This is a genomic window from Mesorhizobium sp. 1B3 (assembly GCF_050958605.1).
Classification (GTDB): Bacteria; Pseudomonadota; Alphaproteobacteria; order Rhizobiales; family Rhizobiaceae.
In genome coordinates this window covers 238,629-252,763 of record NZ_JBJHDO010000005.1, presented here as the reverse complement: position 1 = coordinate 252,763, position 14,135 = coordinate 238,629, and the positions used below count along the sequence as shown (strand labels likewise).

Annotated in this window: 13 protein-coding genes; 4 read left to right on the top strand and 9 right to left on the bottom strand. The window is 62.6% G+C overall.

Features of this window, described 5'->3' with window-relative positions:
* Positions 1-6: 6 nt before the first annotated feature.
* On the bottom strand, positions 7-699 hold the full coding sequence (locus ACCO56_RS15890) for an HD domain-containing protein (protein ID WP_433641753.1): 693 nt from the start codon (positions 697-699) through the stop codon (positions 7-9).
* Positions 700-1,108: 409 nt separating this feature from the next.
* On the bottom strand, positions 1,109-3,499 hold the full coding sequence (locus ACCO56_RS15885) for a transketolase (protein ID WP_433641752.1): 2,391 nt from the start codon (positions 3,497-3,499) through the stop codon (positions 1,109-1,111).
* Positions 3,500-3,626: 127 nt separating this feature from the next.
* On the opposite strand from ACCO56_RS15885, the gene ACCO56_RS15880 reads away from it, so the two are divergent.
* The gene (locus ACCO56_RS15880; RefSeq protein WP_433641751.1) at positions 3,627-4,103 is read left to right on the top strand and encodes an Lrp/AsnC family transcriptional regulator; all 477 of its coding nucleotides are present in this window, start codon (positions 3,627-3,629) and stop codon (positions 4,101-4,103) included.
* A gap of 62 nt (positions 4,104-4,165) precedes the next feature.
* Here the strand turns inward: ACCO56_RS15880 and ACCO56_RS15875 are convergent, their stop codons facing one another.
* The 7 genes from ACCO56_RS15875 to ACCO56_RS15845 all read right to left on the bottom strand — a co-directional run bounded on the left by ACCO56_RS15875 (position 4,166) and on the right by ACCO56_RS15845 (position 10,360).
* Entirely contained in the window at positions 4,166-5,020 is an 855-nt protein-coding gene (locus tag ACCO56_RS15875) for a fumarylacetoacetate hydrolase family protein (protein WP_433641750.1), read from the bottom strand.
* Positions 5,021-5,108: 88 nt separating this feature from the next.
* A complete protein-coding gene (locus tag ACCO56_RS15870; protein ID WP_433641749.1) occupies positions 5,109-6,404 on the bottom strand; it encodes a TRAP transporter large permease in 1,296 nt (431 codons plus the stop codon).
* On the bottom strand, positions 6,401-6,895 hold the full coding sequence (locus tag ACCO56_RS15865) for a TRAP transporter small permease (RefSeq protein WP_433641748.1): 495 nt from the start codon (positions 6,893-6,895) through the stop codon (positions 6,401-6,403). The genes ACCO56_RS15870 and ACCO56_RS15865 overlap by 4 nt, the downstream gene beginning before the upstream one ends.
* An 85-nt stretch (positions 6,896-6,980) precedes the next feature.
* The gene (locus ACCO56_RS15860) at positions 6,981-8,063 is read right to left on the bottom strand and encodes a TRAP transporter substrate-binding protein (RefSeq protein ID WP_433641747.1); all 1,083 of its coding nucleotides are present in this window, start codon (positions 8,061-8,063) and stop codon (positions 6,981-6,983) included.
* Between the two features lie 328 nt (positions 8,064-8,391).
* Positions 8,392-8,814 carry a cupin domain-containing protein gene (locus ACCO56_RS15855; RefSeq protein ID WP_433641746.1) on the bottom strand — a complete coding sequence of 141 codons (423 nt, stop codon included), beginning with the start codon at positions 8,812-8,814 and terminating at the stop codon, positions 8,392-8,394.
* Positions 8,811-9,977: an alkene reductase gene (locus tag ACCO56_RS15850; RefSeq protein WP_433641745.1), complete on the bottom strand. Its 1,167-nt coding sequence runs from the start codon at positions 9,975-9,977 to the stop codon at positions 8,811-8,813. Before ACCO56_RS15850 ends, ACCO56_RS15855 begins: the two co-directional genes overlap by 4 nt.
* Positions 9,977-10,360, bottom strand: coding sequence for an EthD domain-containing protein (locus ACCO56_RS15845; protein WP_433641743.1), 384 nt, complete (start codon positions 10,358-10,360; stop codon positions 9,977-9,979). Before ACCO56_RS15845 ends, ACCO56_RS15850 begins: the two co-directional genes overlap by 1 nt.
* A gap of 95 nt (positions 10,361-10,455) precedes the next feature.
* On the opposite strand from ACCO56_RS15845, the gene ACCO56_RS15840 reads away from it, so the two are divergent.
* From ACCO56_RS15840 to ACCO56_RS15830, 3 genes are read left to right on the top strand one after another with little or no spacing between them, the layout of a single operon-like run.
* Positions 10,456-11,616: an acyl-CoA dehydrogenase family protein gene (locus ACCO56_RS15840; RefSeq protein WP_433641742.1), complete on the top strand. Its 1,161-nt coding sequence runs from the start codon at positions 10,456-10,458 to the stop codon at positions 11,614-11,616.
* Positions 11,617-11,624: 8 nt separating this feature from the next.
* Positions 11,625-12,986: an acetyl-CoA carboxylase biotin carboxylase subunit gene (locus tag ACCO56_RS15835; RefSeq protein WP_433641741.1), complete on the top strand. Its 1,362-nt coding sequence runs from the start codon at positions 11,625-11,627 to the stop codon at positions 12,984-12,986.
* Positions 12,987-13,003: 17 nt separating this feature from the next.
* Positions 13,004-14,116 (top strand): CaiB/BaiF CoA transferase family protein, encoded by a 1,113-nt coding sequence (locus ACCO56_RS15830; protein ID WP_433641740.1) that lies wholly within the window; start codon positions 13,004-13,006, stop codon positions 14,114-14,116.
* Positions 14,117-14,135 lie beyond the last annotated feature (19 nt).

Below are 14,135 nucleotides of genomic sequence, written 5' to 3'. Positions count from 1 at the left end.
GAGAGCTCATTGCATCGTCGGATCGAGGATTTCACGCGCAAAGTCCCCGACAAAGGCCCTCATGAGGTCGGTGCGCTGCCGACCAATTTCCTTGCCTGCCTTTGTCACCAGGCCGTCGGTCAACTTAAACAGCTTGGTCTGGAAGTGATCGATGGCAAAGCGTCTGTCGTCATAAGGGCGGCGCTCAGCGAAGGGGTCGTCCACGTCATAAAGCGGGGTTCCAAGCCTGCCAGCGACATAGAACACCCGGGCAATCCCGAGCGCACCGAGTGCATCGAGGCGGTCGGCATCACGAAGAATGGCCGCCTCGCGCGTTCTTGGCTCGATGCCAGCCGAGAAGCTGTGAGCCTCGATCGCGTGGGCGACGGCTTCGATGCGTTCCTCTTGCCAGCCGACCTGACGAAGCAAGCCGCGGGTAGCTTCTGCTGACAGGCGGGACGCCATGGCGCGCTGCGAGGAGTTCTTTTCGACAGAAACGCAGTCATGGAACAGCGTGGCGATAGCCAGGCTTTCCATGTCAACTTCAGCTTCCGTTGCCGATATCTGGCGGACGAGTTTCCACACGCGCATCAGGTGCGATTGGTCATGCGAGCCGTCGCCTTCCGCCATGGTGCCGTCCCAGCGCTGAAGAAGGCTGACGAGCAACGTTTCGTACGGCGCAAAGATGCTGGCGATTTGATCGATGTTCTGGCGGTTCATTACGCTTCCTTTGCTCCGGCTTTACCGTTTTCGACCAAAGGTTCTATCCGCTCTAACAATCCCGCCGGCGCGATCGGTACGATCGATGGTTCTGAGTTCGGTGGTCCATAGGTCCTTCGTAAGCGTGCAACTGATGTAGCCGTGGTTCTGGCTGTCGAAATGCCTGACAAGGCATATTGGCTGGAAACGCGTCGCCGGCATGGCGGACAAAATCGGGCACAAGGCTGGAATGGAGGTCACCGGCTATGCAGATCGGGTTGAAACCCTTGAAGCTTCGACGCGGTCGAGGATTTCGGTTGCGAGTCTCAGGATAGCAGTCCCAGGACTGAAGGTACCCGTCAGTTCGTGGCACGCCCCAGTCGTTGTTACCTTTTTCGCAGAAATGGTAACAAACGACGAGGGCGCCCGATCAAGCAAGTCGCAGATGACGGATCGGTCTTCCCGCCGCGATTGTCTGGGCGGCCGCCACAATGCCCTGGGCGTCGATGCCGTAGTGGCGATAAAGGTCGGCCACCGTGCCGGTCTGTCCGAAATGCTCGACTCCGAGCCCGCGGGTCTTGTGCCCGAACACGCCGCCGAGCCACGAAAGGGTGGCAGGATGGCCGTCCATCACCGTCACCAGGCCGCAATTGCCCGGAACATCCGCGAGCAGTCGTTCGGCGTGACAGCGCGCATGAACGAGACCGCGCTCGCGGGCGCGCTGGGCGGCCGTCCAGCCGGCATACAATCTGTCGGCGGAGGTCACGGCGAGCAAGCCGACGTCGCGCCGGTCTTCGCCCATCAATCCGATCGCCTCGATTGCCTCCGGCCCGACCGCTCCCATATAGGCCACAACGATCTGGGCATTCGGCCCCGGTCGCCGCAGCCAGTAACCACCCTTGACGATGTCCTCCGCCAAGGTCGGGTCCATGTCGCGCCGGGGCTGCTCGATCGGGCGGGTCGACAGTCGGAGATAGACCGATCCTCCGGCTGCGTCGCGCAGCCAGTCGACTTCGTCGGGAACCGATTCTCCGTCACGTTGGATATATTCGAAGCCGAAACGGAGGATGGCCGCAAGTTCGTCGACGAAGGCCGGCTCGAAGCTTGCGAGCCCGTCCTGCCCCAGGCCGATGAGCGGCGTCGCAATGGACTGGTGGGCACCGCCTTCCGGCGCGAGGGTGACGCCCGAAGGGGTGGCGGCGAGAATGAAGCGGGCGTCCTGATAGCAGGCATAATTCAGCGCATCGAGACCGCGCTCGATGAAGGGATCGTAGACGGTTCCGACCGGCAGCAATCTCTCTCCGAAGATGGAGTGCGAAAGGCCGAGCGCAGACAGCATGATGAAGAGGTTCATCTCGGCAATGCCGAGCTCCATATGCTGCCCTTTGGGCGAGAAGTCCCACGTGAAAGTCGAGGGAATTCGCTCACGCCGAAAGACGTCCGCCAGTTCGGATCTGGCAAACAGGCCACGACGGTTCACCCACGGTCCGAGATTGGTCGATACGGTAACATCCGGGGACGCGGTCACGAGGCGGTCGCTGAACTCACTGTCCTGCTTGGCGATCTCGTGCATGATGAGACCGAAACCCTGCTGGGTCGACATCACCGGCTGCGCGGTGAAATCGAGGCGCGATGGAACCGACAGTGTCGGCGATCGATAGCGGCGGCGCCCCTCCTTCGCAAACGGTACCTTTCCAAGGAAGGCTGAAAGCGGACCAGCATCGATCGACAGTCCTTCGAAAGGTTCCCATTCATGCCCCGTGCGCACCGCCATCCGGGCCTGCAACGCCTCGACCTGGTTCGGTGTCATCAGGCCGGCATGATTGTCCTTGTGCCCGGCGAGCGGCAGTCCAAATCCTTTAATCGTGTAGGTGATGAAACAGACCGGCCGGTCATGGTCGCGGGCCCGCTCGAACGCTTCCACCAGTGTGGGCAGGTCGTGGCCGGCGAGATTTGTCATCAGCCTGGCGAGTTCTTCGTCAGTCCTTCGTTCGATCAGTTTCGACAGCGGGCCTTGGTCGCCGAGTTCGTCGAGCAGGCGCTTGCGCCACGCCGCCCCACCCTGAAAGGTCAGCGCCGAGTAGAGCTGATTTGGACAATTATCGATCCATTCGCGGAGCCGTTCACCGCCGGGCTCTGCGAAGGCGGCCTGGAGCAGGGAGCCGTATTTGAGAACGACCACATCCCAGCCGAAATTCCGGAACATGACCTCGAACCGCTCCCAGAGGCCCTCGCGGACAACGGCATCGAGGCTCTGTCTGTTGTAGTCGACCACCCACCAGGTATTGCGCAGGCCATGTTTCCAGCCCTCGAGCAGGGCTTCGAAAATGTTGCCCTCGTCCATTTCGGCATCGCCGATCAGGGCCACCATTCGGCCTTCGGCGCGGTCCTTCAGCAAACCCTTGGCACCGAGATAATCTTGGACGAGCGCGGCGAAAAGTGTCTGCGCCACACCAAGCCCGACAGAGCCGGTCGAGAAGTCGACATCGTCGACATCCTTGGTGCGCGAAGGATAGGACTGGGCGCCCTTGTAGGCCCGGAAAGCCTCGAGCTTCTCCTGTGTCTGGTTGCCGAGAAGGTACTGAATGGCGTGGAAAACGGGGCTGGCATGCGGTTTGACTGCCACCCTGTCCTCCGGCCTGAGCACGGCGAAGTAGAGCGCGGTCATGATCGTTGCGAGCGACGCCGACGACGCCTGATGGCCGCCGACCTTGAGACCGTCCTCGTTCGGTCGTTGATGGTTGGCGTTGTGGATCATCCAAGTCGAGAGCCACAACACCTTCTTTTCGAGCTCGGCGAGGTAAGCCAGCCTCTCGTCCATTCCCAAAGTCCTCCAACTGGTCTGTTCGACCTTAGCGGGAGTGTCGGAGTGATCGTAGCTATTCTCGACGGCACGCTGGCGCTAATGTGGCTCTGCCAGCTAACATTTCTAGATTCGAGACCCTTCCATGCCAAAAGCCGAAATCGACGCCACTGATCGCAAGCTGCTCGTCGCCTTGCAGCAGGATGCCCGACTGACAACGGAACAGCTCGGTCAGAAAGCCGGGCTGTCGCCCTCCCCTTGCGCGCGCCGTGTCCGGCTGCTCGAGGCTGCCGGGGTGATCAAAGGTTATGTCGCCGTCGTCGACCAGACCAAGGTCGGGCTTCCGATTAGCGTCTTTGCCTCGATCAAGCTCGAGCGCCAGCGCGAAGAGGAACTCGACCGCTTCGCCGCGGCGGTGGAGCGCTGGCCGGAGATCGTGGATTGCTATCTCATGACAGGCCAGCGCGACTTCCTGTTGCGCATCGTGGTGAAGGACTTGCCCGCCTACGAGACTTTCCTCAAGCAGAAACTGACGCGGTTGGAGGGCGTGGCATCCATCGAATCGAGCTTCGCGCTGGGACAAGTGAAACAATCGACCGTCCTGCCCATGCTGGAGGCGTAGTTGCACGCCCTGGGCGAGGTTGTAGCCTGCCGGCCTGCCAGCCGATCGGGTCACGTCGAGCTTTAAATGTGTTCGTCAACGACGGTGTTTCGTAGAACTCCGACACAATCGATCTCGACTTCGACCGTATCTCCTTCTTTCAACCATTTAGGCGGTGTACGGAAGGCTCCGACCCCGGCTGGGGTACCTGTGATTATGACGTCCCCCGGTTGGAGCAGCGTAAACGCGGAGCAGTAGGATACAAGCTCCTGCACCCCAAAAATGAGATCCTCAAAGGTCGCCTGCTGGACCACATCGCCGTTCAAGCGGGTAACGATTCTCTGTGGGCCGATCTCACCGACCTCATCGCGAGTCACCAGCCAGGGGCCGAAAGCCCCGGTCGCCGGAAAATTCTTGCCCGGAGTAAACTGCGTGGTATGTCGCTGCCAGTCGCGGACGCTGCCGTCGTTATAGCAGCTGTAACCGGCGATACAGGCAAGCGCCTCCTCGGGACTGACATAGCGTGCCGTCCTTCCGATGACGATCGCGAGTTCCCCTTCAAAATCGAAGCGCTCCGAGACCTTCGGCCGCAGCATGGGTTGGCAGTGCCCGATCTGCGAGTTGGCAAAGCGCACGAACACCATGGGCTTGTCGGGCATTTCGCGGCCGGTCTCCTTGACGTGTCCGGCGTAGTTTATTCCGATGCACAATATCTTGTCCGGATCCGGTATCACGGGGAGAAACCGGACGTCCTCAAGCCGGTGCTCGGCGGCCTCATCAAGTTTTTCCAACTTGGATTGCCAGTCCGGTGCGGACATCAGCGCCTTTAGCGTCGGCGCTTCCGGAAACCGTGCCTTCAAGTCGATCAGCCCCGTCCCGTCGGCGGAGAGCAGACCATATGTGGTGGCGTCGGCCACGCTGTAGCTCGCGAGTTTCATGACATCATCCTGTATGAAGAGATGCCGGACGCGGCCATCGCGCGGCCGGCATGCTTGCGGTCAGCATCCGAAGGAATTCGCCAAGCCGCTAGTTGACCAGGTAGAGAACGACCTGTGGCCAGATAGCCATGATCGCCACGAACAGCAGCAGCCCTACAACGAAGGGAAGGCAGCCTCTGAATATCTGACCAAGCGGCACGTCGCGCGCCACCGTGTGGATCACGAAGACATTGACGCCGAGGGGCGGTGTCACGAGCCCGATCTCGGCCACGATCACCACATAGATGCCGAACCACACGGGGTCGATGCCAAGCTGCATGGCGAGCGGGAAGAGGATCGGAACCGTCAGGATAAGCATGCCGAACAGGTCGAGCACGCAGCCGAGGACCAGATACAGCAGCGTGATGGCTATGATAAACTCGACATAGGACAGATCGAGCGAGACGATCAGCTGAACGATCGAAGCGGTGAATCCGGTCTGGGCGAGAAAGCGGGTGAACAGCATGCCGCCGACGATGATCAGGAAGAGCATGGCGGTCACCAGCGCGGCGTCGGCCAGTGACGCGCGGATCGCCTCAACAGTGAGGCTGCGCGTGAGCGCGCCGTATATCAGTACGGCGACGACACCGAACACCGCAGATTCGGTTGGCGTGAAGACGCCGAGATAGAGACCACCGAAGATCGACGCGAAGATCGCCAGCACCGGCAGGATATAGGCAAGGGAATCGATGCGGTCGCGCCAGCTGACCGCTTCGGCCGGCTCGCGCTTGCCCCCTTGGGAGGGATCGATGATCGAGATCGCCAGCACGATCGCCGCAAAGATGCAGGCAATGAGGAAGCCCGGAATTATGCCGGCGATGAACAGCTTGCCGACGGAGGTTTCCGTGAGCAATCCGTAGAAAATCAGGATAATGCTCGGCGGGATAAGGATGCCGAGCGTGCCGGCCGACGACATCACCCCGGTGGCCAGGCGCATGCCGTACCCGTAGCGGCGCATCTCAGGAATGACGATCGCGCCCATGGTTCGGGCGGTCGCAGTGCTCGAGCCGCTGACCGCGCCGAAACCGGCACAGGCGAACACCGAGGCGATACCCAGTCCGCCCGGCAGCCAGCCCAGCCAGTTGGAGGCGGTCTTGAACAGGTTCCGCGCGATGCCGGTGTGGTAGATCAGATTGCCCATCAGCACGTAGAAGGGGAGCGAGACGAGAACGAACTTCGTCCCCTCCGACCAGAACGCGATGGTAGACTGCGTCATGGCTGTGTCGATGTTGCCGACGATCGCAAGGCCGGCGAGACCGACGACCATGAGGCCGAGTCCGATCGGGATGCCGGCGGCGATCATCGCGATGAGCGCCGCGAAGCCGATATATCCGAGATAGGTCACGGCTCTGTTCCTTCCGCCTCGTCGGCGATCGGCCGGCGGCTCAGCAGTTTGGCGATGGCGATGAGCCCGGACAATGCGGCGCCCAGTGCCAGCACTCCGCGCAGGTAGGCCAGCGGCACATAAAGTTCGGGCGTGCTCTCGTCGATCAGGACCATGTACTGGACGTCGCGCCAGCACTGCCAGAGGATCACGACGGATACGGCGAGGACGAGGAACCACGCCAGCCGCGCGAAGGCCTCCCGCGCAGCCATTGAGATGAGATGCTGAAGGAAGTCGGCCCTGACGTGGGCGCCCTTGATCCAGGATTCCGGCAGCGCCAGAACGATCGACACGAATAGCAGGATGGAAGCGAACTCCTGCGCCCACCTGATCGGCGAATTGAAACCGAAGCGCAGGGTGACGTCCGCCGTCAGCACGACCATGATCACTGGGAGGCACACGTAGGCCGATATCCAGAAGAGTACTCTCGAGATGCAGGCCAATGGTCTCACACCAGCCTCCTCCTTGCTGCTACCTGGTTGTTCCGTTCGGAAGGGATGAAGGGAGCAAGGGGCACAGGCCCCCTACCCCATCGGATCAGCGCAGGCCTTCTACAGGCTCGGAGTCCTTGACCTGAAGGATCTGCTCATCCGACATGGCGCTGTACTTCTCGGTGAGCGCACGGATGTCGGCCACCAGTTCTTCCGCCGACGCGCCCTCACGGCCGGCGTTGGCCTTGACGAATGCTTCCCACATCGGCGCGACCAGCTCGTTCACCTTAGCGAGATCTGTCTCGCTGGCTTCGGTGACTTCGACGCCTTCGGAGCGCATGGTTTCGAGCGCGCGCTCGGTCAGGCGCGTGTACATCATTTCATAGTTATAGGTGGCGTTCGTTGCCGCCTTGGCGAACACCTGCTTGAGATCGTCAGGAAGGCCTTCGTAGAACTTGCGGTTTACCGCATGGGGGATCGCCACGCGCACGACGCCGATGCGGTAGTTGTACTTGCCGACCTCGTGCATACGGTAGGCGACCATGTCGGCCGTGCTCAAGATGATTCCGTCGACCACGCCCTGCTGAAAGGCCGTGTAGGCGTCGGTGATGGTCATCGTCACCGGGATGGCGCCCAAGCGTTGGACGATCTCGGTGATGCCGCCGCCTGCCGCGCGGATCTTGAGGCCCTTCAAGTCATCGATGGACTTCACCGGCTTGGTCGTGAGAATGTCGTACTGCGGCGTCACAGCGTTGAACGCAAGCAGAATGCCCATCCGCTCATATTCGTCCTTCAAATATTTCGGGTAGAGCTCGTCGACCACCCGGGCCGCGGCAACGTCGCTGTTCGGCAATGCGAGCGGAAGCTCCGTCGCGTGGAACAGATGAAAACTGTTCGCCGAGTATACCGGCCAGGCCGAGGTGACGTCGGTGATGCCGGTGGCCGTTGCGCGGAAGCCGTCGCCCACGGTGTGAAGCACCTCTCCCGGATAGTGAGTGACCTTGAAGCGGCCGTCACTTTCGCTTTCGAGTTCGTCGCCGAAGACCTTGATCGCTTCCTTCCACGCAGGCGACGTCTCCGCCTGATTGAACGAGATACGGACTTCTATGGGATCCTGTGCCTGGGCGGCAACTGGCGCGAGCGCGATCGCCAGTCCGACGCAGATGCCCTTCACCTTCATGAATTTCATTTCAGCTCCTCCAGCTTGGTTGGCGGCGTGCGAACGGCACTTACCGATTTTCGGTCGGGAACGCGACGACTGCCATCGTCCCGCAATCCATGTTTGAAAAACTAACGGCCGTACGTTTACATGAGCGCAGACGTTGGTCAAGGCCCTTCCAAAGCGCCTTTTCGGGCCAATGTTCGCGGGTTTTGCAGGCGTGCGGCAACATCGGCGCGGCATGTCGATGCCACACATCCAGGAGCTGCGGCGGTGCCGTTATTCAGCTTTCCCGCCACGGTTTGCGCCGCCCGATCCCCCTGCGCCCCGCAGTTCTGGGCGCGGCGCGGACCTCGCGTCAGGCTCGCCGATAACCCTCGAGCTCGGAGTCGTCGACGTCGGGCAGGTTGATCACGATGTTGTTGGGCGTGCGGGTTGTGAGCCAGACGAGTTCGTCGGTGGTCGACATGTTGACTTCGACATGCGGCATGAACGGCGGAACGAAGACGAAGTCGCCCTCGGACATGTCAACGTATTCCTTATAGCCCTCGCCGAAGTAGATACGCCCGCTGCCCTTGAGGACATAACCGCCGGTCTCGGCCTCGCCGTGATGATGGGGAGGCGAACGATGGCCTGGTTCGTTGCTGACACGACCGAACCAGATCTTCGTCGCGGGCGTGTGCTGAGGGCTGACCCCGGAAACGCGCACGCAGTCCCCTGACTGGGCGGTGCCGGTATCTTCGGTGCCGGAACGGGTAACGACCGGCTTCACCTGTGTCATGTTGCTGCTCCTTTCAGTGGCGGCGCCAAGGCGGTCGGTGGCGCGTAAGTTGCATCGATGGATCCCTCGAAATCGGGGTAGTCGACATAACCGACCGGTCCCCCCGTATAGAATGTCGGACGATCCCACTCGGCCAACGGAGCGCCGAGACGCATTCTCCGCACCAGGTCCGGATTTGAGATAAATGGCCGGCCGAACGCGACGAGATCCGCGCGCTTCTCGACCAGCGCCGCTTCCGCGCGCACCCGGTCGTAACCGCCCGCGGCCACCAGGACGCCCGGATAATGGCGCCGCGCGATTGCAAGAACGTCGGGAGCGCCGTCGCCAGCCACATTGCGCCGGCTGCCATCGCCGGACACTTCGGGTTCGATGACGTGCAGGAAACCGATGCGCTGCTTCGCGACCAAGTCCAGAACGTCGCGCAAAACGCGATCTGGATTTCCATGTCGTATGCCGTTGAAATCACCATAGGGGGAAATCCTCAGGCCGATTCTATCGAGCCCGCCACATGCGACGGAAACTGCCTCGAGGAGCTCGGACAGGAAGGTCAGCCGCCTTTCAGACGAGCCTCCATAAGCGTCCTCGCGGCGGTTCGCCTCGTCCGACAGGAACTGCTCGATCAGATATCCGTTGGCGCCGTGCAGCTCCACCAGGTCGAAACCCAGATCCAGCGCCCGCTCGGAAGCGCGTGCGAAATCCGCGACAGTCGAGCGAACCTCCTCGCTCGTGAGCGCGCGCGGCACTGGGAGATCCTGCCAGCCACCCCGCGCATAGATCTTTCCCGACGCAGCCACCGCCGAAGGCCCCACGGCATCGACCCCCTGCGGGTTGTTGTCACGCGAGAACACGCGACCGACATGCCAGAGCTGCGCCCCGATCCTGCCGCCGCGAGCGTGCACGGCCTTCACGACTTCGGCCCAGCCGCTTGCCTGTGCGTCGGACCACAAGCCCGGCGTATAAGGATATCCGTGCGCCTGCGGGCTGACGCCGATGGCTTCGGTCAGGATCAGGCCGGCGGTGGCGCGCTGGCCGTAGTACTGGGCCGCGTGCGCGGACACGTCCCCTCCGAAGCTCGCGCGGCTGCGCGTCATCGGCGCCATGACCACGCGGTTGGCCAGTTCGATGCCGCCGAGCCTGAGCGGCTGAAAGAGAAGATCTTTCATTATCGCGAGCCCGCGGCCGGAATGACTTCGCGCTCCTCGCCGACCCATGGCGACATCGCTGTGGCGGCGAATCGCTTCTCGTCCTCGAGCAGCTCGCGGTAGGCCCGGCGTGCGCCGCGATCCTCGAAGGAGTATTCGAAATCCGCGCGGCTCGCCCAATAGATCTCGGCCATCCCCAGCGGGATTTGCAGCACGGCGCCTCGCGCGGCGGCCATGGTTTGCTCGAGCGGATGCGTGACGTGCGGCGTCTGGACATAGCGCGCGACGCGAAGAGTGGAGGCGTGCTTTTCCATGAGCGCGCCATGGTCTTCCATCCAGCGCCTGCGAGCCTCCTCGCGATCGAGATCGTCTCGCGGAAAAATCATATATGTGAGCTTGATCATCGTTTCCTCCGCATTTATAAAAACAAACGATTGTTCCTTTGTCAACTGATGCGTGCTATCTCGCTCGCCTCGGATTCCATCAGGGAGAACGGCCCGTGCTGCCGCAGATCGCAAAGCTTTCGGAAGAATTGGAAATGTTCCGTGCCGCGCTGGAAGGCACGATCGACCGCGTCTCGCCCGTTGCCCGGGTGCAGAAGCTGGACAACGCCAAGGAGTTCGACGCCGAGCTGCATCGGGCGCTCGCCGAATTGGGCGTCATGGGCCTAGGTGTTCCCGAGGAACACAGCGGCGGCGGCGGACACGCGCTAGAACAGGTGGTCGCGCTGGAGGTGCTCGGCCGGAAGGCGACCTCGATGGCCGTGTTCATGGTCGTGCACTACATGATCACGCGGCTCCTGCGCGAGAACGGCACCGCGGAGCAGAAGGTCCGGTATCTCGGGCCACTGGCCGCCGGAACGATCAAGGCCTCCTTCTGCCTTACCGAGGCCGGCGGCGGCACGGACATCCTTGCCGCGATGAAGACGCGCGCGGTCCGAGAGGGGGACGGCTGGGTCCTGAGCGGCAACAAGATGTGGATCAGCGGGGCGTCGACGAGCGATATCATGATCGTGCTCGCCCGCACCGGCGAGCACCGCAGCCGCGGCATCACCATGTTCCTCGTGCCCACCCGTGCCGAAGGCGTTACGGCTCACGAGGTGCCTACCTTCGCGATCAACGGCTACGACACCAACGAACTGGCGCTCGACAATGTCCGGCTGCCGGCGGACGCCGTTCTCGGCGAAGTCGACCGGGGCTTCAGCCAGGTCGTCGCCACGCTCAACGGCGAGCGCATGAACGCCGCGGCGGTGGCAGTCGGGATAGGACGCGGAGCGCTCGAGGTCACTAGGCAGTACGCGCTGGAACGCCAGGCTTTCGGCAAGGCGCTGGGGCAGTTCCAGGCCGTCCAGCACCAGATCGCCACGGCCGGCATCGCCATCGAATCCGCGTGGTTGCTCACGCTCGAGGCGGCTCGCAGCGATGCCGAGGGAAGGCCCACCGACGTCGTGAGCTCCATGGCTAAATGGGCTTCGGCCAAGGCCGCAGTACAATGCACCGACACCGGGATGGAGATCTTCGCCGGTGCCGGCTTCGACACCAACCTTCCCATCCAGAGATATTATCGGGACGCGCGGCTCTATTCCTTCGCCCCGCTCAACCAGAACATGGCGCTCAACATGATCGGCGAGCGCTGGCTCAGCTTTCCCCGTTCCTTCTGAGAGTAGAGATGACCACCAAGATCCTCGTCGCAAACCGGGGCGAAATCGCCTGCCGGATTATCCGGAGCATCAAGAGCCTAGGGCTGACCGCCCTCGCCGTCTATTCCGACGCCGACGCCACGGCGCGCCATGTCCGTCTGGCCGACGAAGCCCACCATATCGGCGGCTCGCGAGCGACCGAAAGCTATCTCGACGCAGCCAGGATCCTGGACGTCGCGCGCAAGGCCGGGGTCGCGGCGATCCATCCCGGCTATGGCTTCCTTTCGGAGAACACAGCCTTTGCCGAAGCGTGCGAATCCGCCGGAATCGTGTTCGTCGGGCCTGACGCTGGCACGATCCGCCAAATGGGCGACAAGCATCAAGCTCGCGCCGCCGCGGTTGCAGCCGGCGTGCCGGTGCTTCCCGGCAGCGACAAGCTAGACCCTGAGGACGACGCTGCCATCGAGGCGGCGGGCGCCACGCTCGGCTTTCCCTTGCTTGTCAAAGCCGCCGGCGGCGGCGGGGGTATCGGGCTGCGTCCGGTCGCCGATGCGTCGAAACTGGTCGCCGCGGTCAAGAGCACCTCGGCCCAGGCCGGACGCGCCTTCTCAGATCAAGCGGTGTATCTGGAGAAGCTGATACGACGAGCACGCCACATAGAGGTGCAGGTCTTCGGGCTGGGAAGTGCCGGCGCGGTGCACCTTTTCCTGCGCGAGTGCTCCGCGCAGCGACGATATCAGAAGATCCTGGAAGAGGCCTGTCCGGCACGGTTGGCTCCGGCGGCCGCCGAAGGCATGCTGGAATCGGCGCTCAGGCTGGCTCGTTCGACCCGATACAAGGGAGCAGGCACGGTCGAATTCCTCTATGACGACGAGACTGGGAACTACTACTTCATGGAGATGAATACGAGGCTGCAGGTCGAACATCCCGTGACGGAAATGGTCACCGGTCTCGATCTCGTCGCCTTGCAGCTTCGCCTTGCCATGGGCGAGGACCTGAGAGGCGAACTGACGCAAGGCGAGATCAAGGCACAGGGCCATTCGATCGAACTTCGCGTGTGTGCCGAAAATCCCGCTAAGCACTTCGTGCCCTCGCCAGGACCTCTGGACCTCATCGAACTGCCGGAAATCGAGGGAGTGAGGTTCGATTCGGGCTTCGAAACGGGCGACGCGGTCACGCCCTTCTACGACAGCCTGGTGATGAAGATCATCGCGCACGGGAACGACCGCGACGAAGCGATCACGAGACTGCAGGACGCGGTCGCGCGGACGCGCATCGAGGGCATACAGTCCAACCTGCCCTTTCTCGGCAAGCTGATCGAGCATCCTGACTTCATTGCCGACAGGCTGCACACCCGCTTCGTCGAGGAAAACCTCGACTCCCTCGTTTAGCACCGGCCAAGACAGCGATGCTTCCGCTCGACGATGTAAGGGTCCTGGATTTCAGCTTCCATCTGCCCGGGCCCCTCGCCTCACTGATTCTGGCCGAAGCCGGGGCCACGGTGATCAAGGTGGAACGACCGGGCACCGGCGACGAACTGCGCCTGTTCCCGCCGATGAAAGAAGGTGAAAACCTTGGCTTCGCCATGCTCAACCGCGGCAAGAGGTCGGTGGCGCTCGACCTGAAGTCTCCCGACGCGGTAGCAAGACTGGAACCGTTGATTCGCGAGGCGGATGTGGTCGTCGAACAGTTCCGGCCCGGTGTGATGGACAGGCTGGGGCTCGGCTACGAGGCTATGTGCGCCATTAATCCCGCTATCATCTACTGTTCCATCACCGGCTACGGACAGACCGGACCGGACAGGATGAAGGCCGGCCACGACCTCAACTACTGCGCAGAGACCGGCCTGCTGTCGCTTGCAGGCGACACGCAGGGCATGCCGGTCGTGCCGCCTACTACGTTCGCCGACATAGCAGGCGGCAGCTACCCGGCCGTCATGAGCATCCTCATGGCGTTGCGGCGGCGGGACCGATCGGGGGGAGGCATCCACCTCGACATCTCCATGAGCGCGAACCTCTTTCCCATGCAGTATTGGGCGATTGCTGAGATGGCGGTGTCAGGCCGAGCGCCCGGTCCGGCAGCTTCGCTCCTGTCCGGAGGATCACCGCGTTACGCGCTCTACCGCGCCGCCGATGGGCGTTTCATAGCGGCGGCCCCGCTCGAGGACCGTTTCTGGGCCGTCTTCTGTGATCGCATCGGCCTGCCCGATCCACTGCGCAACGACGGGGCAGACCCGCTGGCAACCCGTGCGGCGATCGCGAAGCGAATAGCCGACCGACCGGCGGGCGCCTGGCTTTCCGTGCTGGGTGACGACTGCTGCTGCACGATCGTCGCGTCGATGGACGAGGCGCTCGGGAACCAGCATTTCCATGCCGCCGGCCTGTTCGCGGGCAGAGTGACTACGCCCGCCGGCCAGGAACTCACGGCGATCGATGTGCCGATCCCGGCCTGCCTGCGCAGAAGCGACACTTCCCTGCCGGCTCCCTCGGTTGGAGCCGACAACGGCAGCCTGCTCGGATAATTAGCCGCGCAAGAATCGG